17 protein-coding genes are annotated in these 19,198 nt (G+C 64.7%); 13 read left to right on the top strand and 4 right to left on the bottom strand.

Features of this window, described 5'->3' with window-relative positions:
- Positions 1 to 2: 2 nt before the first annotated feature.
- Together ACNSTU_RS03495 and ACNSTU_RS03490 are read left to right on the top strand one after the other, a co-directional pair.
- Complete coding sequence (locus ACNSTU_RS03495) at positions 3 to 1,811, top strand: ABCB family ABC transporter ATP-binding protein/permease (protein ID WP_290637430.1); 1,809 nt, start codon at positions 3 to 5, stop codon at positions 1,809 to 1,811.
- Complete coding sequence (locus tag ACNSTU_RS03490) at positions 1,808 to 2,983, top strand: NAD(P)/FAD-dependent oxidoreductase (protein WP_418212094.1); 1,176 nt, start codon at positions 1,808 to 1,810, stop codon at positions 2,981 to 2,983. The genes ACNSTU_RS03495 and ACNSTU_RS03490 overlap by 4 nt, the downstream gene beginning before the upstream one ends.
- Here ACNSTU_RS03490 and ACNSTU_RS03485 read toward each other — a convergent pair.
- Genes ACNSTU_RS03485 through paaN form a run of 4 tightly spaced genes read right to left on the bottom strand, consistent with a single transcriptional unit; the run spans position 2,971 to position 8,833 of the window.
- A complete protein-coding gene (locus ACNSTU_RS03485) occupies positions 2,971 to 5,673 on the bottom strand; it encodes a bifunctional acetate--CoA ligase family protein/GNAT family N-acetyltransferase (RefSeq protein WP_290635079.1) in 2,703 nt (900 codons plus the stop codon). The genes ACNSTU_RS03490 and ACNSTU_RS03485 overlap by 13 nt on opposite strands.
- A gap of 58 nt (positions 5,674 to 5,731) precedes the next feature.
- A complete protein-coding gene (locus ACNSTU_RS03480) occupies positions 5,732 to 6,514 on the bottom strand; it encodes an enoyl-CoA hydratase-related protein (protein WP_290635077.1) in 783 nt (260 codons plus the stop codon).
- An 18-nt stretch (positions 6,515 to 6,532) separates the two neighbouring features.
- Positions 6,533 to 7,144: a phenylacetic acid degradation protein PaaY gene (locus ACNSTU_RS03475; protein ID WP_290635075.1), complete on the bottom strand. Its 612-nt coding sequence runs from the start codon at positions 7,142 to 7,144 to the stop codon at positions 6,533 to 6,535.
- Between the two features lie 21 nt (positions 7,145 to 7,165).
- Positions 7,166 to 8,833 carry a phenylacetic acid degradation protein PaaN gene (gene paaN / locus ACNSTU_RS03470; protein WP_290635073.1) on the bottom strand — a complete coding sequence of 556 codons (1,668 nt, stop codon included), beginning with the start codon at positions 8,831 to 8,833 and terminating at the stop codon, positions 7,166 to 7,168.
- Positions 8,834 to 9,172: 339 nt separating this feature from the next.
- On the opposite strand from paaN, the gene paaG reads away from it, so the two are divergent.
- The 11 genes from paaG to ACNSTU_RS03415 all read left to right on the top strand — a co-directional run bounded on the left by paaG (position 9,173) and on the right by ACNSTU_RS03415 (position 19,194).
- Positions 9,173 to 9,964: a 2-(1,2-epoxy-1,2-dihydrophenyl)acetyl-CoA isomerase PaaG gene (gene paaG / locus ACNSTU_RS03465; protein WP_290635071.1), complete on the top strand. Its 792-nt coding sequence runs from the start codon at positions 9,173 to 9,175 to the stop codon at positions 9,962 to 9,964.
- An 11-nt stretch (positions 9,965 to 9,975) separates the two neighbouring features.
- Positions 9,976 to 10,455, top strand: coding sequence for a hydroxyphenylacetyl-CoA thioesterase PaaI (gene paaI, locus ACNSTU_RS03460; RefSeq protein ID WP_290635069.1), 480 nt, complete (start codon positions 9,976 to 9,978; stop codon positions 10,453 to 10,455).
- Between the two features lie 77 nt (positions 10,456 to 10,532).
- Positions 10,533 to 11,849, top strand: coding sequence for a phenylacetate--CoA ligase PaaK (paaK, locus tag ACNSTU_RS03455; protein WP_290635067.1), 1,317 nt, complete (start codon positions 10,533 to 10,535; stop codon positions 11,847 to 11,849).
- A gap of 130 nt (positions 11,850 to 11,979) precedes the next feature.
- On the top strand, positions 11,980 to 12,951 hold the full coding sequence (gene paaX / locus ACNSTU_RS03450) for a phenylacetic acid degradation operon negative regulatory protein PaaX (RefSeq protein WP_290635065.1): 972 nt from the start codon (positions 11,980 to 11,982) through the stop codon (positions 12,949 to 12,951).
- Positions 12,952 to 13,299: 348 nt separating this feature from the next.
- On the top strand, positions 13,300 to 14,289 hold the full coding sequence (gene paaA, locus ACNSTU_RS03445) for a 1,2-phenylacetyl-CoA epoxidase subunit PaaA (protein ID WP_290635063.1): 990 nt from the start codon (positions 13,300 to 13,302) through the stop codon (positions 14,287 to 14,289).
- Positions 14,290 to 14,312: 23 nt separating this feature from the next.
- A complete protein-coding gene (gene paaB, locus ACNSTU_RS03440; protein ID WP_366213987.1) occupies positions 14,313 to 14,597 on the top strand; it encodes a 1,2-phenylacetyl-CoA epoxidase subunit PaaB in 285 nt (94 codons plus the stop codon).
- A gap of 28 nt (positions 14,598 to 14,625) precedes the next feature.
- Entirely contained in the window at positions 14,626 to 15,387 is a 762-nt protein-coding gene (paaC, locus tag ACNSTU_RS03435; protein ID WP_290635059.1) for a 1,2-phenylacetyl-CoA epoxidase subunit PaaC, read from the top strand.
- A gap of 10 nt (positions 15,388 to 15,397) precedes the next feature.
- Complete coding sequence (paaD, locus tag ACNSTU_RS03430; RefSeq protein ID WP_290635057.1) at positions 15,398 to 15,886, top strand: 1,2-phenylacetyl-CoA epoxidase subunit PaaD; 489 nt, start codon at positions 15,398 to 15,400, stop codon at positions 15,884 to 15,886.
- A 41-nt stretch (positions 15,887 to 15,927) separates the two neighbouring features.
- A complete protein-coding gene (gene paaE, locus ACNSTU_RS03425) occupies positions 15,928 to 17,001 on the top strand; it encodes a 1,2-phenylacetyl-CoA epoxidase subunit PaaE (RefSeq protein ID WP_290635055.1) in 1,074 nt (357 codons plus the stop codon).
- A 99-nt stretch (positions 17,002 to 17,100) separates the two neighbouring features.
- A complete protein-coding gene (locus tag ACNSTU_RS03420; RefSeq protein ID WP_290635053.1) occupies positions 17,101 to 18,255 on the top strand; it encodes an ABC transporter substrate-binding protein in 1,155 nt (384 codons plus the stop codon).
- A gap of 66 nt (positions 18,256 to 18,321) precedes the next feature.
- Positions 18,322 to 19,194 carry a branched-chain amino acid ABC transporter permease gene (locus ACNSTU_RS03415; RefSeq protein ID WP_290635051.1) on the top strand — a complete coding sequence of 291 codons (873 nt, stop codon included), beginning with the start codon at positions 18,322 to 18,324 and terminating at the stop codon, positions 19,192 to 19,194.
- The last annotated feature ends 4 nt before the right edge of the window (positions 19,195 to 19,198 follow it).

The following is a 19,198-nucleotide window of genomic DNA, read 5'->3' as shown; positions in this document are numbered from 1 at the left end:
GCATGCGCTCCTCACGAACAACCGAAGCCGACGCCGGCAGGCGCCCGAACTGGCGCATCATCCGCAGTCTGCTGCCGTATCTGTTCGAGTTTCGCGGGCGAGTGATCATCGCCGTGATCTGCCTGGTGCTGGCCAAGGTGGCCAATGTACTGGTGCCCGTGGCCCTGAAGTATCTGGTGGATACGCTCGAGGAGGGCGGCCAGGACATGCTGCTGGTGGTGCCGATCGCCCTGGTAGTGGGGTACGGCCTGCTGCGGTTCTGCGCCACGTTCTTCGGCGAGCTGCGTGACGCCGTCTTCGCCCGCGTTGCAGAGCGCGCCATGCGGCGGGCCTCGCTGGAAGTGTTTCGCCACCTGCACAAGCTCCAGCTCTCGTTCCACCTGTCGCGCCAGACCGGCGCTCTGGCACGGGACATCGAACGCGGCACCAATGGCATGAGCTTTCTCCTGCGGTTCATGCTGTTCAACATCGTGCCGACGCTGCTGGAGATCACCATGGTGGCGGTGATCCTGTTCATCGCCTTCAGCCCCGGCTTCGTGGTGACAGTGGTTGCCGCCGTGGTGGTCTACATCGCCTTCTCCGTGGTGGTCACCGAGTGGCGGACGCGTTTCGTGCGCGAGGCCAACACCATGGACAACCGCTCCAACACCCGCGCCGTGGACAGCCTGCTCAACTACGAGACGGTGAAGTACTTCAACAACGAGGGGTATGAAGCCGAGCGGTACGACCGCGACCTGGCCGCCTGGGAGTCCGCGCGCATGAAGAACCGGCTGTCCCTGGCCGCGCTCAATTCGGGACAGGCGCTGATCATCGCCGCGGCGATTACCATCATGATGGCCATGGCCGCCTACCAGGTGACGACCGATGCCATGAGCATGGGTGATCTGGTGATGGTGAACGCCTACATGATCCAGCTGTTCATGCCCCTGAACGTGCTGGGGTTCGTCTACCGGGAGATTCGTCAGGCGCTGGTGGACATCGAGCGGATGTTCGGGCTGCTGGGCGAGGAGGCGGGCGTCCGGGACCGCCCGGATGCGGCCGAACTGCAGCCGGATGGCGGTGCTGTTGCCTTCCGCGATGTCGGATTCGCCTATCAGCCGGAGCGCCGGATTCTGGAGGGTGTGAGTTTCACCATTCCCGCAGGCGCCAAGGTGGCCGTGGTTGGCCCCAGCGGTGCAGGCAAGTCCACCGTCGCCCGCCTGCTGTTCCGCTTCTACGACGTGACCAGCGGCGCCATCACGGTGAATGGCCAGGATGTGCGCGATGTGTCCCAGAACAGCCTGCGCGCAGCCATCGGGGTTGTGCCCCAGGACACGGTGCTGTTCAACGACACGATCTACTACAACGTGGCCTACGGCCGCCCGGATGCCACCGAAGCGGAGGTGCGCCGCGCCATCCATCTTGCCGATCTGGATGATTTCGTCGCACGGTTGCCCGACGGGCTCGATACTGTGGTCGGCGAGCGGGGCCTGAAGGTGTCGGGTGGCGAGAAGCAGCGCATCGCCATCGCCCGGGTGCTGCTGAAGGACCCGCCCATTCTGGTGCTGGACGAGGCCACATCGTCACTGGACTCCGCGTCGGAGCAGGCCATTCTCAGCGCCCTGAACACCGTGGCCCGGCAGCGGACCACGCTTGCCATCGCCCACCGGCTGTCCACGATCATGGACGCCGACCGCATCGTCGTTCTGGATCAGGGGCGCGTGGTGGAGCAGGGCGACCACCATCAGTTGCTGGCGACGAACGGCGTCTATGCGGCGCTGTGGCATCAACAGCAGAGCGTCGCCGCCGTGGAGGAAGACACGGTCTCATGACGCACTGGGATGTGGTGATCATCGGCGGCGGCGCCGCCGGCCTCTTCTGCGCGGCCCTGGCGGGGCAGCGCGGGCGGCGTGTACTGGTGATCGAGCATACCAGCAAGGTGGGCCGCAAGATTCTCATGTCCGGCGGCGGGCGGTGCAATTTCACCAACATGTACTCGGAGCCCGAGAACTTCCTCTCGGCCAATCCGCACTTCGCCAAGTCCGCGCTGAGCCGTTACACCCCCTGGGATTTCATCGCCCTGGTCGAGTCCCACGGCATTCCCTGGCACGAGAAAAAGCTCGGCCAGCTCTTCTGCGACAACAAGGCGCGGGACATTGTCGACATGTTGCTGCGGGAATGCCGGCGCGGTGATGTGCAGATCCTGACCCGGACCAGTGTAGAGTCCGTCACCGGCGATGGTCCGTTCCACCTGGCGACCAGCGCGGGCGCCCTCTCCGCCGAGTCCCTGGTCATCGCCACAGGCGGACTGTCGATCCCGCGCATGGGCGCGACCGATTTCGGCCAGCAGCTGGCGTGCGAGCGGGGGCTGAACATCGTGCCCATGCGCGCCGGCCTGGTTCCGTTCGTGTTCGGGCGCCGGCAACAGCGGCGCTACAGCGATCTCGCCGGCGTCTCCCTGGACGCAGTGACCGAAGCCGGCACGGCAGCATTCCGGGAGAATATCCTGTTTACCCACAAGGGGCTGAGCGGGCCTGCGACACTGCAGATTTCCTCGTACTGGCGGGAGGGCCAACCGGTCACCATCGATCTGGATCCGGACGGCCAGCTGGAGGCGGCGCTGCAGGCCGCGCGGCAGGAGCGCCCGAGGCTGCGTCTCCGGACCCTGCTGGCCCACCACCTCACCCGCCGCGTTGCCGCGCGGTGGTGCGAGCAGGGTCTGCCGGACGCGCCCGTGGGCACACTCTCCGACGCGGATGTGGACGCGGCCATCGCCGCCTGCCGGGCCTGGCGCATTCACCCCGAGGGCACGGAGGGGTATGCGACGGCGGAAGTCACCCTTGGCGGCGTCGATACCCGCGAGCTGTCGTCGAAGACCATGGCGAGCAGGGTGTTGCCCGATCTCTATTTCGTTGGCGAGGTGGTGGACGTGACCGGGCATCTGGGCGGCCACAACTTCCAGTGGGCCTGGGCTTCGGCCCATGCCGCGGCTCAGGTTGTCTGAAGCGCCTGCTCCGTCTGCAGTTCCAGCTCGACCAGATAGATCTGTGGGTAGCGCGGGGAGGTTCGCTTACGGAAGCCCAACCGCCGACAGAGCTTCAGCATGCGCGTGTTCTCCTTCAGCACCTCCCCGAAGAGGATGTGGGTGCCGCGCTGGCGACAGTAGGTGATGATTCGCTCCATGAGTAGCCGCCCCAGTCCCTGGCCTGTCATGGTCTGGGGAATGATGATTGCGAACTCGGCGCTGTGGTTGTCCGGGTCGGTGGCAGCGCTGACGACGCCATGGACCCGGCTTTCACCGGGCACTCCGGGGTCGGTGAGCACGAAGGTCATCTCGCGGTCGTAGTCGATCTGGGTGGAGCGCGCCGTGGTCAGGTGTGTGAACTTCTGACTGGAGACGAAGAACCGCAGCTCCAGCTCGTCCGGGGTCAGGCTGGAGTAGGTGCGGATCAGCTCGCCCTCGTCCTCCGGCAGAATCGGGCGCAGTTGCAGTGTGCGCCCGTCGGCAAGCGTAATCTCCTCCTGGAGCTCCCGGGGGTAGGGGCGGATCGCCAGCCGGGCCGCGCCGGCGCCGGTGTCGGGGGCGATGCGCACGCGTGCGTCCAGTACCGTGACTCCGCGGGGGCCCGCAAGGACCGGGTTCAGGTCCAGTTCGCGCACTTCCGGGAGCTCCACCACCAGGCGTGACAGGCGGATCAGGGTCAGGGCCACCGCATCCAGGTCCACCGCCTTGAGGCTGCCCCGGCCCCGGAGCTGACGGTAGATTCGGGTACGGGCAATGAGGTCCCGGGCCAGTTTGATGTTCAGGGGCGGCAGGCCCGTGGCCTGGTCCCCGATAACGTCCACGGCAACGCCGCCTTCACCGAACAGGATGACCGGGCCGAACTGGTCGTCATCGATAACTCCGGCGAAGAGCTCATAGCTGTCCGTGGGGTCCACCATTCGCTGTACGGTAAAGCCGGCGTCGTCTTCGGGTGGCAGGCGCCCCTGCATGCTCCGGGCGGCGGCCTCCACCGCGTCAGGCGTCTCCAGGTTCAGGGCGACACCGTCCAGCTCCGTCTTGTGCAGCACGCTACGGGAGCGCAGCTTAACCACCCAGGGGCTGGACATGGTGGCTGCGATCCCGCGGGCAGCCTCCGGGGTGGACGCGGGGCGGGTCTCCACCACCGGAATGTCGAAGGCGGTCAGCAGTTGCTTCGAGATATCCTCGCTCAGCCATTCCTGTTCCGTGTCGCGGGCGGCGCGGATGATCGCCCGGGCGCTGGCGATATCTGGCTCGGTGTCTTCTGGCAGCGGTCGCGGCGTCTCCAGCAGCTCCTCCTGGTTGCGACGGTACTCGAGCATCTGCATGAAGGCGCGGGTGGCCATGAGCGGGGTGCGGAACGTGGGCACTCCATGCTGGCTGAGATGGTCGCGGGCGACGGCCGCGGTGGCTTCCCCCACCCAGCTGGTCAGCACCATCCGGTGTTTGCCCCAGCGGCGGTCCTGCTCCGCGACGCAGTCGGCCACGGCGATGGCAGCGTCCTCGGAATCGGCAATGGCCACCGGGCAGTTGATGACCAGCACGGCGTCCACCTCCGGTGCCTCCATCAGCACTTCCAGGCTGGCGGCGTAGCGGGAGCCCGGCGCATCGCCGATGATGTCCACGGGGTTCTCCCGTGCCCAGCCTGTCGGGAGCACGGTGTCCAGTCGGGCCAGAGTCTCCTCGCTGAGCTCCGCCAGCACGCCGCCGCTGTCCAGGAAGGTGTCCGTGGCCATCACGCCCATGCCACCACCGTTGCTGAGAATGGCCATGCGCTCGCCAGTGGGAACCCCGCTCAGGCCCAGGGTCCCTGCCGCGGAGAAGAGCTCGTCGAGATTGTGGACGCGCAGCATGCCCGCGCGCCGGAACGCGGCATCGTAGACGGCATCGGAACTCGCCACCGCGCCGGTGTGGGATTCGGCGGCCCGCGCCGCCTCCACGTGGCGGCCGCCCTTGATGACGATGACCGGTTTCATGCGGGCGGCGGCCCGGGCGGCGGACATGAACTTGCGTACGTTGGTGATGACCTCCACGTGCAGGAGGATGGCGCGCGTGTGCTCGTCGGCGACCAGGTAGTCGAGCATGTCGCCGAAGTCCACGTCGCCCATGTCACCGAGCGCCACCAGATGGGAAAAACCGGTTCCGTGGTTGGCCGCCCAGTCGATGATGGAGGTCATGATGGCACCGGACTGGGTGACGAAGGCGATGCCCCCCGGCTCTGCCTGCATGTGCGAAACGCTGGCATTGAGGCCGGCATGGGGGACGATGGCGCCCAGACCGTTGGGGCCCATGACCCGGAGCATGTGCGGGCGCGCGGCGTCCAGCACCCGTTGCCGCCACTCCGCACCGGGGCGCCCGGGCCGGCCGCGGCTGATTACCGCTGCGGCACGGGTTCCCAGAGCGCCCAGCTCGGCCACCAGGTCCGGAACGCTCTCCGCCGGGGTGGCGATCACCGCCAGGTCCGGCGTGACGGGCAGGGCGCTTACATCCGGGTAGGAGAGCACCCCCTGGACGGCTCTGTGTCGCGGGTGTACGGGGAGGATGGGGCCCTGGAAGCCCGAGTTGAACAGGTTACGGGCGAGCACGGCGCCGATGGAACCCGGCGTGCGGCTCGCGCCCAGCAGCGCGATGGAGCGTGGCTTGAACAGGGCATCCATGTTGCGCGTACTCATCCGCGCACTCCCGTTGTGGCGGGCCATGCCGTCGGACTTCCGCGGTCGCCGCCCCAGCTCAGCGGTCGCGGAAGATCGGTGCCCGCTTGTCGATGAAGGCGTTCATGCCTTCGGTTCGGTCTTCGCTGGCGAAACAGACCTGAAACATGCGGCGCTCGAACAGTAGCCCGCTGGACAGGGGCATTTCGAAGGCCTGATTGATGGATTCCTTGATCAGTCGCGTACTCATGCTCGAGTGTGCAGCAATCCGGTGTGCGGTGGCCAGGGCGTCCGCATGGAGGGTTCCGGCCGGGGTGATGTAGGCCACCAACCCGGCCTGGAGCGCCTCTTCGGCATCCATGGTGCGGCCGGTGAGGCACAGTTCCATGGCGCGTGCCTTGCCCACGGCCCTCGCCATGCGCTGGGTGCCGCCGGCGCCGGGCATGATGGCCAGGCGCACCTCCGGCTGCCCGAACCGTGCCGTATCCGCGGCCACGATGAAGTCGCAGCTCATGGCGAGTTCGCAGCCGCCCCCGAGACAGTGGCCGGCCACGGCGGCGAGGACCGGTTTGCGGAACTCCTTGAGGTCGGTCCAGCCGGAGGCGGAGAAGGGAAAGTCGTCCTGCACGGCTTCGACACAGTTGAGCTGGGCCATGTCCTTGATGTCCGCACCGGCGGCGAAGGCTTGATCCTGCCCGGTGATGAGCACGGCGTTGATGGCGTCGTCCCTTGCGAACCCCCGCAGCGCGTCGCCCACCTCGTTCATCAGCTCTGCGCACAGGGCATTCATGGCCTCCGGGCGGTTCAGGTTGATTTCGCCCACCCGATCATGGGTGGTGACAGCGATGTGCTGGTAGTCCATGGGAGCGCTCTCCGGTGGTCAGCCCCCGGATTCGCCGCGCCGGGCAAACAAGGGCTCGTGCTCCGAGACGTTGAGCCGGGGGCGATCGGGCTCCGGTTCGTTCAGCGGCGTCACCTCCACCATGGAGGCGAGAGAGCGCGCCGCCAGGGCCTGATAGGTGCGTGTGCCCTCGCTCTTCCAGGCGATCTCGTCGTCGGAGAGGGCGCGCACCACCTTGGCCGGGCTACCCACCGCCAGATGCCGGGCCTCGATCCGGCTGTTCGCCTTGACGAAGGCGCCGGCCGCCACGATGGCGGCCTCACCGACCACGGCGTTGTCCATGATCACGCTGTTCATCCCTACCATGGCGTTCTCGCCAATGTGGCAGCCGTGCAGAACGGCGCCATGGCCGACATGGCCTGCCGCCTCGACAAGGGTGTCGGTACCGGGGAAACCATGCATGACACAGGTATCCTGAAGGTTGCTGCCTTCCTCCAGAACCAGGCGCCCGAAGTCACCCCGCAGAGCCGCGCAGGGTCCGACGTAGACGCCGGCGCGGACAATAACGTCGCCGATGAGTACGGCCGTGGGGTGCACGAATGCGTCCGGGTGGATGACCGGGCGGATACCGTCGATGGCATAGCTTGGCATGATGGTCTCCCCGTGGTTCCGTCAGGCGGCGTGGCGACGGGTCTGCACCACCCGGAACCGGTTGGCCACGAACGCGGCGTCGCACAGGGCGGCGTTGGCGGCAGGGTTGGCACCGGTGCCGTGGTAGTCGCTGAAGGCCGCTGTCTGATTGACGAATACGCCGCCGAGCAGGTTCTCAGACAGGGAGACCCCGGCATCCAGCGCTGCCTGCCGCATGGCGCCCAGTGTTGCCTCGCGGGTGCTGTAGACCGCCCACGTCATGGCACCCTTGCTGCGTGCCAGTGTCTTGGCGCGCTGGATGCTGTCCTCGGTGCTGTCCGTGGCGATCAACAGGGAAATCGGGCCGAACAGCTCCCGCTGGTAGGCGTTCTCGTCGGCGGCGTCCACCGCAAGAATCAGCGGCGTGCGAATCCGGGCGCCGTCGAACTGCGGGTGCTCCCGTGACTCGGAGTCCAGTACCACCCGGCCCAGGGTCCGGGCCTGGTCGATCCGCTCCGCGGTGACCGGTGCCTGGATGGCGCCCAGAACCCCCGTCGCGCGGTCGTTGTCCGACAGGAACTTGCTGACGCCGGTGGCCAGGGCCTCGGCCACCTCGTCAAAGCTCAGGTGACCCTGGTCGGTGTCGATGCCGTCCCGCGGAATGAACAGGTTCTGCGGCGTGGTGCACATCTGACCGGAGTAGAGACTCAGGGAGAAAGCCAGGTTCTGGCTCATGGCCTTGAGGTTGTCGGTGGAGTCGATAACGATGCTGTTGACCCCCGCTTTCTCCGTGTAAACCTGCGCCTGGTGGCAGTTCTGCTCCAGCCACTCGCCGAAGGCCGAGCTGCCGGTGAAATCGATGACCTGGATGCGCGGGTCCAGTGCCAGTTCCTTGGTGACCGGCGCTTCGCGGGTGTCGGCGATCATGGACACGATCCAGGGATCGAAGCCCGCCTCCTTGAGCACCTCCTGACAGACTTCCACGGTGATGGCCAGGGGCAGAATGGTGTGCGGGTGGGGCTTGACCACGACCGGGTTGCCCGTCGCCAGGCTGGCAAATAGGCCCGGGTATCCGTTCCAGGTGGGGAACGTGGAAACGCCGATCATCAGCGCCAGGCCACGCGGGATCACGTGAAAGTTCTTGTCCATCTCCAGCGGGTCGCGCTTGCCCTGGGGCTTGGTCCAGTGCGTCTGCCCCGGATGGCGGGTCATGGCTTCGAAGGCGTACGCCACGGCCTCCAGGCCGCGATCCTGGGCGTGGGTGCCGCCGGCCTGGAACGCCATGGGGAAGGCCTGGCCGGTGGTGTGCATGACCGCGTGAGCCAGTTCGAAGCTGCGCTGGTTCAGTCGATGCAGGATCTCCAGGCAGACGCCGGCGCGGGTCTCCGGGCCGGCGTCACGCCAGGCCCGCAGTGAATCCTCCATGGCCGTGAGCAGGGTGTCCGGGTCCACCTTCGGGTAGGTGATGCCCAGATCGAATCCGTACGGCGACCGCTCGGCGCCGATCTCCCCTTCGATGCCAGGCATTTCCAGCGCCATGGGTTTGTTCAGGCGCGCCTGAAAGGCGGCTTCACCGGCGGCCGGGGCGTCTTCGCCGTAGACCTTGCCGCTCGGCGCCTCCGGGTAGGGGCTCCAGAATTCGCGGGTCCGGGATGCCTCAACGGCTTTTTCCAGGGTTTGCCGGTGCTTTTCGTAGTAGGACTGCGTCATGACTCCTCCTCGGGTGATCACCATGCCCGCTCACTAAGGGATAGCATGTGAATAAACATAATCGATTGTGCAGCGCATCGTTTCTGTAACAAATTCAGTCATCGTTCTCTGATGTTCGCTATATCGTGATAAAAAACATAAATATCATATGTTTGCATCACTTGGAGAACCGTTGCAGCACACGATAACGTGTGCTTTCCGATCTTGTGGTGTTGTAGTGTGATACATAAACACACCATGTCAACGGCCAACTTGTATCTAATTTGTGGAGTGCGGTAAGGTGCATTAAGCACCGTCAACAAGCAGGGTCCACCGCACGGACCCGGGGGAGGAGCAGCCGTGGCATTCGAAACGATCGAGTTCTCCGTGGAGTCCGGAATCGGGCGGCTCGCGCTCAGCCGGCCGGACAGTCTCAACAGCTTCAACGTGGAGATGCACGAGGAGATCCAGCAGGCGCTGGACGTGCTCGAGCGAACGGAAGGCCTGCGGGTTCTGTTGGTCACGGGTCGCGGGCGCGCCTTCTGTGCCGGTCAGGATCTCTCCGACCGCAGCGTGGCGCCCGGAGACCAGGTTCCGGACCTCGGCGAGTCTCTGGAGCGTTACTACAACCCGATGATCCGCCGGCTCCGGGCATTGCCGGTCCCGGTGGTCTGCGCGGTGAACGGGGTCGCCGCAGGCGCCGGGGCCAACATCGCGTTGGCTTGTGACATTGTGCTTGCCGCCCGATCGGCGAAGTTCGCCGAGGTGTTCTGCAATATTGGCCTGGTTCCGGACTCCGGAGGAACGTGGCATCTGCCGCGGCTGGTCGGGCATGCCCGCGCCATGGCACTGAGCATGCTGGGCGGGAAGGTGTCCGCCGAACAGGCGGAGCAGTGGGGCATGATCTGGCGAGTGGTGGACGATGACGCGCTGGAGCGCGAGGCGGAGGATCTGCTGGAGCATTTCGCGCGGCAGCCCACCCGAGGGCTCGCGCACATCAAGCAGGCGCTGGCGGCGAGCTGGACCAGCACCCTGGATGAGCAGCTGGACCTGGAGCGGGACCTTCAGCGGGCGTGCGGCCGTACGGCCGACTATCGTGAGGGGGTGACCGCCTTCATGGAGAAGCGTAAGCCCGAGTTCACGGGGCGGTAAGGGAGAATCCCATGAGCGAGGAGCAGAGTGTCACCGAACAGGTCCCCGCACCGGAGATGGCGCGCCGCTGCGCCGAGGCGATGTGGCGTGACGACTACGCTTCCCGGGCCCTGGGCATGACCATCGAAGAGGTCGCGCCGCGGTACGCGCGCATATCCATGTCCGTTCGGAAGGACATGCTGAACGGGCATGCCAGCTGCCACGGCGGGCTCATATTCACGCTGGCGGACTCGGCCTTCGCGTTCGCCTGTAACTGGTCGAACCGGCTGACCGTCGCATCCAGTGGCACCATCGAGTTCCTCGCTCCCGCGCGTGAGGAGGATCTGCTGACAGCCATTGCAGAGGAGCGCAGTCGGTCCGGGCGCACCGGCGTCTATGATGCGACCGTGACGAACCAGGCCGGCGACCTGGTCGCCCTGTTCCGGGGGCGGTCGTACACGCTTCATGGGCAGTTGGTTGACGGCCTGGAGCTGGATGACGCCGGGCGTTGATCCGTCCTCAAGCGGAGCAGCCCGATGGCCATGGCGGCGCAGACCGCCAGATATGAATTACGAGGAGAAGCATCACCATGAACGCAGTCAAGCAGGTCAGTGGCATCCCGGAGTCGGTAGAGACATGCAGTGTGGACGAGCTGCGGGCGCTACAGCTACAACGCCTGCGCTGGAGCCTGAATCACGCCTACAAAAACGTGCCGTTCTACCGCCAGAGCTTTGACGCCGCTGGCGTTCACCCGTCGGACCTGGAGTCGCTGGACGATCTGGCCCGTTTCCCGTTCACCATGAAGAACGACCTCCGGGACAACTATCCCTTCGGCATGGTTGCGACGCCCATGCAGGACGTGGTGCGCATTCACGCCTCCAGTGGCACCACGGGGCGACCCACGGTGGTCACCTACACCCAGAATGACGTGGACATGTGGGCGAATCTGGTTGCCCGGTGCATGCGTGCCGCGGGCGTGACGTCCAGCGACATCGTTCAGGTCTCGTACGGCTACGGCCTCTTCACCGGGGGGCTGGGCGCTCACTATGGCGCCGAGCGCCTGGGGTGCGCAGTCATTCCCATGTCCGGGGGGCAGACCGAGAAGCAGGTGCAGCTCATCCAGGATTTCAAGCCCACGGTGATCATGGTGACGCCGTCCTACATGCTGAATATCGCCGATGAATTCGAGCGCCAGGGCCTGGATCCCCGGAAGTCTTCCCTGCGTGTGGGTATCTTTGGCGCCGAGCCCTGGACCGACGCCATGCGCCAGGAAATCGAATCCCGTATGGGTATCGATGCGGTGGACATCTACGGGCTCTCCGAGGTGATGGGGCCCGGCGTGGCCCAGGAATGCCTGGAGACCAAGGATGGGCCCACCATCTGGGAAGACTATTTCTACCCCGAGATCATCGATCCGGACACCGGTGAAGTGCTCCCCGACGGAGAGGAAGGCGAGCTGGTGTTCACCAGCCTGGCCAAGGAGGCCTTCCCGATCATACGGTATCGCAGCAGGGACCTCAGCCGCCTGCTGCCGGGGACGGCCCGCTCCATGCGCCGGATGGACCGCATCACCGGGCGCAGCGACGACATGTTGATCATCCGCGGTGTGAACGTGTTCCCGTCGCAGATCGAGGAGCGCATCTGCGAGCACGGCAAGTTGGCACCCCATTACCAGTTGGAGGTGTGGCGCGACGGGAACGTCGACAGCCTCTCCGTGCGTGTAGAGCCTCAGCCGGGCCTCGGTCAGTTGACGGAAGCGGACCGGAAGGTGCTTGCGCAGGAGCTGGCGCACGCCATCAAGTCCTACGTCGGGGTCACGGCCGCCGTGGAGATCGTGGACGTCGGTGCAGTGGAGCGCTCCCAGGGCAAGGCCAAGCGCGTGGTGGACCTGCGACCCAAGGCATGAGCCTGCTCTGGATGGATTGAGCTGTGTGCTCTGCTCGCCGCCGTGTTGCAAGGAGGCCCGTTCAGGGCTTGACGCTCCGTTATGGTATCGTTCGGCCGCGCGAGCATCGCAGCCGTGATGTGAGGAAGGCATGTCCACAAAGAAGGCGGTAAATGAGCTGGTAGAGCGCTTGACGGTCGAGCGGCCTATTCGCGCCCGCTCGCTGATCATCACGGTTTACGGGGACGCCATTGCTCCGCGCGGTGGCACCGTCTGGCTGGGCAGTCTGATCCAGCTGCTCAAACCTCTCGGCCTGGGGGATCGCCTGGTGCGGACGTCGGTGAATCGCCTCTCCAAGGAGGGGTGGCTGACGTCCTCGCAGATCGGTCGACGCAGTTATTACAGTCTGACCCGCCGGGGCTGGAGGAGCTTCGACAAGGCCTATCAGAGGGTCTATCACGAACCTCGCCACGAATGGGACGGAGAGTGGATGCTGGTGCTGACCTCCGGGGTTCCGGCGTCCGATCGCGAGGCATTGCGTCGGGAGCTGGGCAACCTGGGGTTCGGTGTCCTCGCCCCGGGCGTGCTCGCGCATCCATTGCCGCCGCGCGAGGCCGTGACCGCCACGTTGCAGGACCTGGACTTGTCTGAAGAGGCCATCGTCATGCGCGCCCAGCATGAGGGCTTGCCGACCTCGCGGCCCATGAACCGGCTCGTGCGTGATGTCTGGAGTCTGGACGAACTCAGTGAACAGTATGCCCATTTTCTGGAGCGCTTTCGTCCCGTCTGGCGATCCATGAGCGCGGCGAAGCGGTTGGATCCGGAGCAGTGTTTTCTGGTGCGTACGCTCCTGATTCACGAAATCCGCCGTCTGCTGTTGCGTGACCCGCAGCTCCCGGAGGATGTGTTGCCGGCAGAGTGGAGCGGAGCAGCAGCACGCCTGCTTTGCCGCAACCTCTACCGTCTGACCTTTCGTCATGCCGAGGCGCACCTCAGCAGTGTGCTCCGCACTGCGGAGGGTCCCCTTCCCGAGCCCGCCCCTTACTTCTACAAGCGCTTCGGTGGCCTGCTTTCCTCCGGGGGCGATGAACGTCATGGCCCGGGCACCGGCACGGCTGCCTGACAATACTCCCGAGAAGGTTGGTAACGCCCCCGCCACTCCGCTGTTTCATCCTGTCCGTTCCCCGAAGGTGTGTGCATCCAGTTGGGCTCGTGTGTGACACGATGATGTGTCACACGTCCGAGTTTTTGTTGTAACACGACTGGTTGGAATGCGCCCTATGGATGTCTTTGTGTTCGTTTTTTTGCAATAAAAATAAATAAAAACAGTGCCTTGTTTTCGGTGTTTCGGTGTTGCACCGCACCGTGAGTAGTGCTTGAAAACGTGACACACAAGTCTATACTGCAAAAATAGTAAATGTATCACGTAGGTTTGCCTGGGGTGGCCCAGTTCCTTGCCGAGGAGGTTTGCATGTACAGCCAGTTCGTGGATACCGGGTCAGACGGTCAAAAAGGGGGGCAGGACGCCTCCGAGCAGGAGCGTGCGTTCCAGGCGCGTATCGACGAGGGGATCAGCATTGAGCCTAAGGACTGGATGCCGGAGAAATACCGGAAGACCCTGGTGCGCCAGATCTCCCAGCACGCGCATTCGGAGATCGTGGGCATGTTGCCGGAGGGGAACTGGATTACCCGTGCGCCCAGCCTGCGCCGGAAGCTGATTCTGCTGGCCAAGGTCCAGGACGAAGCGGGGCACGGCCTCTATCTCTACAGCGCCGCGGAGACCCTGGGTGCCAGCCGGGACGATCTGCTGGATGCGCTCCATGACGGACGGGCCAAGTATTCCAGCATCTTCAACTATCCCACCCTGACCTGGGCGGACATCGGCGCCATCGGCTGGCTGGTGGATGGCGCCGCCATCATGAATCAGGTGCCGCTGTGCCGTTGCTCCTACGGTCCCTATGCCCGAGCCATGGTGAGGGTGTGCAAGGAGGAGAGCTTCCATCAGCGCCAGGGGTACGAGCTGTTGCTTGAGATGGTCAATGGCACCGAAGAGCAGAAGGCCATGGCGCAGGATGCGCTGAACCGCTGGTGGTGGCCGTCGCTGATGATGTTCGGGCCGGCCGACGGCGACTCCGTGCACACGCAGCAATCCATGGCCTGGAAGATCAAGCGCCACACCAACGACGAACTCCGTCAGCGGTTCATCGACCAGACCGTGCCACAGGCCCATTACCTGGGGCTGTCGATCCCCGACCCCGATCTTCGCTGGAACGAGGAGACCGGCCATTACGAGATCGGCGAGATCGACTGGGACGAGTTCTGGAATGTGGTCAACGGCAATGGTCCGTGCAACCGCGAGCGTCTTGCGGCACGACGCACGGCCTACGAGGACGGTGCATGGGTTCGGGAAGCGGCCCGTGCCCACGCGGAGAAGAGGCAGAAGCGGCGCGCTGCTGCCTGAAGAACGGATCCGGAGGGAATGTGATGAGTAAGGACTGGCCGCTGTGGGAAGTGTTCATCCGCAGCAAGCACGGGCTCTCGCACAAGCACGTCGGCAGCATCCATGCCACGGACGCGGAGATGGCGATGAATAACGCCCGTGACGTCTACACGCGCCGGAACGAGGGTGCGAGCATCTGGGTGGTTCCGTCGGTGCAGATCGTATCGTCAGCACCCGGTGACAAGGGAATGCTGTTCGATCCCAGCGAGGACAAGGTCTATCGCCACCCGACGTTCTACGACGTCCCGTCGGACGTGGAGAACATGTGACGGTGGGCTGCAGCAGGGGAGTAGCGCAGTGAACACGCGAGAGCAACAACAGTTCGAATACCTGCTGCGCCTGGGGGACAGTGATCTGATCCTGGGGCAGCGGCTTTCGGCCTGGCTCGGCCACGCGCCGGTCCTGGAGGAAGAGATGGCGACCGGCAACGTCGCGCTGGACCTGGTGGGCCAGGCGCGCTCCTGGTTGAGCCTTGCCGGCGAACTGGAGGCTCAGGGCCGGGATGCGGATCGGCTGGCCTATTTCCGCGATGCCTTCGATTACCGCAATGTCCTGATCACCGAGCGTCCCAACGGGGATTACGCCTACACGATCATGCGGCAGTTCCTGTTCGACGCCTACCACTACCCGCTGCTCCAGCAGTTGTCGGGCTCGGCACACGAAGGGATCCGCGAGGTCGCCGCCAAGTCGGTGAAAGAAGTGGAGTATCACGTACGGCGGAGCAGTGAGTGGGTCATCCGCATGGGTGACGGCACGCAGGAGAGCCACCAGCGGATACAGGCAGCCCTGGATGATCTGTGGATGTATACCGGCGAAATGCTGACGCCGGATGACGTGGATGATGCCCTGCTCGAGGCCGGTGTGGGTGCTGATCTGGAGCAGGTGGCCCGGTCCTGGCACGACCGGGTCCGGGCGGTGACGGAGGAGGCCACCCTGACCCTTCCGGACGAGAGCTGGATGCAGCAGGGGGGCAAGCAGGGCCGTCATACCGAGCATCTGGGATACATCCTGGCGGAGATGCAGCATCTGCCCAGGTCCTATCCGGACGCACGCTGGTAAGAGAGTGATCATGGTTGCTTCCGAGGCCCAGATCCGCGAATGGCTGACCCAGGTCACCGACCCGGAAATTCCGGTTCTGACCATCGAGGATCTGGGCATTCTGCGCGACGTTCGACACGGGAAAGATGGCGTGACAGTAACCATCACGCCGACCTACAGCGGGTGTCCGGCCATGATGGCCATTCGCATGGAGATTGTGCGGGCGCTGCGCGAGCAGGGCGTGGAACGGGTACGGGTGGAAGAGGTGCTGTCTCCGGCGTGGACCACGGACTGGCTGAGCCAGGATGGGCGCGCCAAGCTCCTGGCCTACGGGATCGCTCCACCGGCGGGCAAGGCGCAGCGCAAGAGCGCATTGTTCGGTGAACCGGACACCGTGGCCTGCCCGCAGTGCGGATCGGAGCGCACATCCAGGACCAGTGAATTCGGCTCGACGGCCTGCAAGGCCATGTATCGCTGCGAAGACTGTCTCGAGCCGTTCGACTATTTCAAGTGCATCTAGGCGCGCCACAGACGCCCGGGTGCCGGGGGAGAATGCAAGTCATGGCCAAGTATCACCAACTCACCGTCAACGAGGTGCGTCGTGAAACAAGGGACGCAGTGTCCCTGCGGCTCGAGGTTCCCGATGCAGAGCGTGAATACTTCGAGTTTCTGCCGGGGCAGCACCTTGCCATGCGCGCGACTATCGACGGCGAATCGGTGACGCGGACCTATTCCATCTGCACGGCGCCGCGGGACGGGGAGATTCGCGTAGCGGTGAAGCGGGATCCCCAGGGCGTGTTCTCCACCTTCGCCAACGAGAGGCTGAAGGCCGGTGACGTGCTCGAGGTGATGCCTCCGGAAGGGAGCTTCGTGCTGCGTTTCAGTCCGGACAATCGCAAGCATTACCTGGCTGTGGCGGCGGGCAGCGGCATCACCCCCATCATGTCCATGATCCGTGAGGGGCTGGCTGCGGAGCCGCGCAGCAGCTTCACCCTGGTCTACGGCAACCGTTCCGCGCAGAACATGATCTTCCGTGAGCAGCTGGAGGACATCAAGAACGAGTACATGGGGCGTTTTACCATGGTGCCGGTGATGAGCCGCGAGCAAACGGATATCGGGTTGTTCCACGGTCATATCGACGGGGACAAGTGTCGGGAACTGCTGCAGCACTGGATTCGGGATGACGTGGACGAATGTGTCATCTGTGGCCCCGAACCCATGATCCAGGCGGTTTCGGAGACGCTCCGGGAGGCCGGCGTTCCCCGGGACCGGATCCACTATGAGCTGTTCACCGCACCGGGGGAGGCGCTGGAGCGGCGGCGACAGCGTGCCCAGGATACGAGCATCGATCACTCCATGGTGCAGGTGGAAGTGCGCGTGGACGGCCAGCGGTACGAATTCGAACTGGCCAGGAATACCGAGTCCGTCCTCGACGGCGGCATGAGTGTCGGCGCCGAGTTGCCTCACTCCTGCAAGAGCGGGGTGTGCTCCACCTGTCGTGCCCGTCTGGTCGAAGGCGAGGTGGAGATGGACGTGAACTACGCTCTCGAGGATTACGAGGTGGAGGCGGGCTACATTCTGACCTGCCAGAGCCTTCCGGTTTCGAGTCGTGTGGTGGTCGACTACGACCAGTAGCGCCGATACGTCGTCGGCCAGCCTGTGGCTCGGCGACATACTCCCAGGGCCGTGAAGAGCCAGGAGATCAACGACACATAATGACCGAGGAGAAGCAACATGATGAAGAAAACCCTCCCGGTGGCCGCGCTGGCGGCCGCCATGATTGGGCTGCCCGCTCAGGGCATGGCCGATGATCCCGTCCGAATCGGCTCCTTTCTCTCTGCCAGTGGTCCGGCATCTTATCTGGGGGATCCACAGCGCAATACGCTGCGGCTCTTCGTGGACAAGATCAATGAAGATGGTGGCGTTCTGGGCCGTGATGTCGAGTGGCAGTACTACGACGACCACGGGGAGGCCGGGCAGGCCCGAACCTTCGCCCGCCGGCTGATCGCTCAGGACCAGTCCGACATTGTTATCGGTGGTACCACCACCGGCGCCACCATGGCTGCGGTGGAATTGTTCCAGCGACAGGAGACCCCGTTCATCAGCCTGGCCGGTGCCGTGGTGGTGGTGGACCCGGTCAAGGAATGGGTGTTCAAGACGCCGGAGACGGATCGCATGGCGGCCCGCCAGGTGTTTGCCGACATGGAACGCCGGGGAATCACCAAGGTCGGGCTCATCTCCGGTACCGGCGGTTTCGGCGCCTCCGGGCGGGAACAGGCCCGCGACGTGGCCGACGAGTTCGGTATCGAGATCGTCATGGACGAGACGTATTCCCCGGATGATTCCGACATGACCGCGCAGCTCACGCGCATTCGCGGGAATGAGGACGTCGAGGCCATCTTCAACTTCGACTTTGGTCAGGCCCCGGCAATCGTGACGCGCAACTATGCCAACCTCGGTATCGACCGGCCGCTGTATCAGTCCCACGGGGTTGCGTCCGAGGGGTTCCTGGAGCTGGCCGGTTCGGCCGCGGAGGGGGTCCGCCTTCCGGTATCTCCGATCCTGGTCGCCGACATTCTCCCCGAGGATGATCCGCAGAAGGCGCCGTCGATGGATTACCTGGAAGCCTACGAGGCGGAATACGAGGAGCGCCCATCGGCGTTCGGCGGGTACGCCTACGACGCCCTGATGATCGCCGTGGACGCCATTGAGCGCGCCGGTACCACGGACCCGCATGCAGTGCGTGACGCGCTGGAGTCCACCTCGGATTTCGACGGGGTCACCGGGACGTTCAACATGACGCCGGAAGACCACATGGGCCTGGATATCGAGACCAGCTTCCGGATGGTGGAGATCAAGGACGGTACCTGGTCCCTGATCGAGGACTGATGTCGATGCCCCCGTGCCCGTCCGGGCACGGGGCATCGTGTTTCTGCTGCCAGGGGAACGCACAGCATGGGTGAGTTTCTTCAGTATCTCGTAACCGGGATTACCATCGGGTCGACCTTCGCGCTGGTGGCGCTGGGATTCTGTCTAGTCTACAACGCCAGCCACGTCATCAACTTCGCTCAGGGCGATTTCGTCATGGTCGGCGGCATGTCCGCAGTATTCATCATGGCGGCGGGTGTGCCGATGGCACTGGCGTTGTTGCTGGCCGTAGGGATCGGCGGTCTTACGGGCGTGTTGCTCTACAAGGGTGGGATACAGCCTGCAAAGAACGCGGACGCCATCCAGCTCATCATCATCACGGTCGGTGCTGCTCTTTTCCTGCGAGGTGTCGCGCAGGTGCTCTGGGGCACAGGCTATTTCTCCATGCCGGGGTTCACCGGTGATGCGCCAATCCGCTTTCTCGGGGTCGTCATGGTTCCGCAGAGTCTGTGGGTTATCGGCGTTACCGTGGCCATCGTGGTGGCGCTGGGGCTTTTCTTCACGCGCACACGGCTTGGCAAGGCGGTGCTGGCGACGTCTTACAACAGTGACGCCGCGAAACTGATGGGCATCGACACCAGCGTCGTGTTGCTGGTGAGCTTCGGATTGGCCGGTGCGCTGGGCGCCGTGGCCGGCGTGATCATGACCCCGATCACCTTCACACACTACGAAATGGGCGTGATGCTCGGTCTCAAGGGCTTCGTTGCCGCAGTGCTCGGCGGGCTTGGCAGCTTTGTCGGTGCGGTGGCCGGCGGCCTCATTCTCGGCATCACCGAAGCGATGATGGCGGGCTATATCTCCTCGGATTACAAGGACGCCGTCGCTTTCGTGCTCATTCTGCTCATTCTGTTCTTCATGCCCAGTGGCCTGTTCGGTCAACGCGGCGTGGAGCGCGTCTAGTCTG

Origin of the sequence: Aquisalimonas sp. APHAB1-3 (assembly GCF_048323695.1) — a bacterium.
Taxonomy (GTDB): Bacteria; Pseudomonadota; Gammaproteobacteria; order Nitrococcales; family Aquisalimonadaceae; genus Aquisalimonas.
Note: the sequence above shows the minus strand (reverse complement) of the source record. Positions and strands in the feature narration are given on the sequence as shown.

What these genes read in the sequence shown, in the direction of transcription:
- ACNSTU_RS03495 (WP_290637430.1), top strand. Translation starts at nt 3, where the DNA reads ATGCGCTCCTCACGAACAACCGAAGCCGACGCCGGCAGGCGCCCGAAC.
- ACNSTU_RS03490 (WP_418212094.1), top strand. Translation starts at nt 1,808, where the DNA reads ATGACGCACTGGGATGTGGTGATCATCGGCGGCGGCGCCGCCGGCCTC.
- ACNSTU_RS03485 (WP_290635079.1), bottom strand. Translation starts at nt 5,673, where the DNA reads ATGAGTACGCGCAACATGGATGCCCTGTTCAAGCCACGCTCCATCGCG.
- ACNSTU_RS03480 (WP_290635077.1), bottom strand. Translation starts at nt 6,514, where the DNA reads ATGGACTACCAGCACATCGCTGTCACCACCCATGATCGGGTGGGCGAA.
- ACNSTU_RS03475 (WP_290635075.1), bottom strand. Translation starts at nt 7,144, where the DNA reads ATGCCAAGCTATGCCATCGACGGTATCCGCCCGGTCATCCACCCGGAC.
- paaN (WP_290635073.1), bottom strand. Translation starts at nt 8,833, where the DNA reads ATGACGCAGTCCTACTACGAAAAGCACCGGCAAACCCTGGAAAAAGCC.
- paaI (WP_290635069.1), top strand. Translation starts at nt 9,976, where the DNA reads ATGAGCGAGGAGCAGAGTGTCACCGAACAGGTCCCCGCACCGGAGATG.
- paaK (WP_290635067.1), top strand. Translation starts at nt 10,533, where the DNA reads ATGAACGCAGTCAAGCAGGTCAGTGGCATCCCGGAGTCGGTAGAGACA.
- paaX (WP_290635065.1), top strand. Translation starts at nt 11,980, where the DNA reads ATGTCCACAAAGAAGGCGGTAAATGAGCTGGTAGAGCGCTTGACGGTC.
- paaA (WP_290635063.1), top strand. Translation starts at nt 13,300, where the DNA reads ATGTACAGCCAGTTCGTGGATACCGGGTCAGACGGTCAAAAAGGGGGG.
- paaB (WP_366213987.1), top strand. Translation starts at nt 14,313, where the DNA reads ATGAGTAAGGACTGGCCGCTGTGGGAAGTGTTCATCCGCAGCAAGCAC.
- paaD (WP_290635057.1), top strand. Translation starts at nt 15,398, where the DNA reads ATGGTTGCTTCCGAGGCCCAGATCCGCGAATGGCTGACCCAGGTCACC.
- paaE (WP_290635055.1), top strand. Translation starts at nt 15,928, where the DNA reads ATGGCCAAGTATCACCAACTCACCGTCAACGAGGTGCGTCGTGAAACA.
- ACNSTU_RS03420 (WP_290635053.1), top strand. Translation starts at nt 17,101, where the DNA reads ATGATGAAGAAAACCCTCCCGGTGGCCGCGCTGGCGGCCGCCATGATT.
- ACNSTU_RS03415 (WP_290635051.1), top strand. Translation starts at nt 18,322, where the DNA reads ATGGGTGAGTTTCTTCAGTATCTCGTAACCGGGATTACCATCGGGTCG.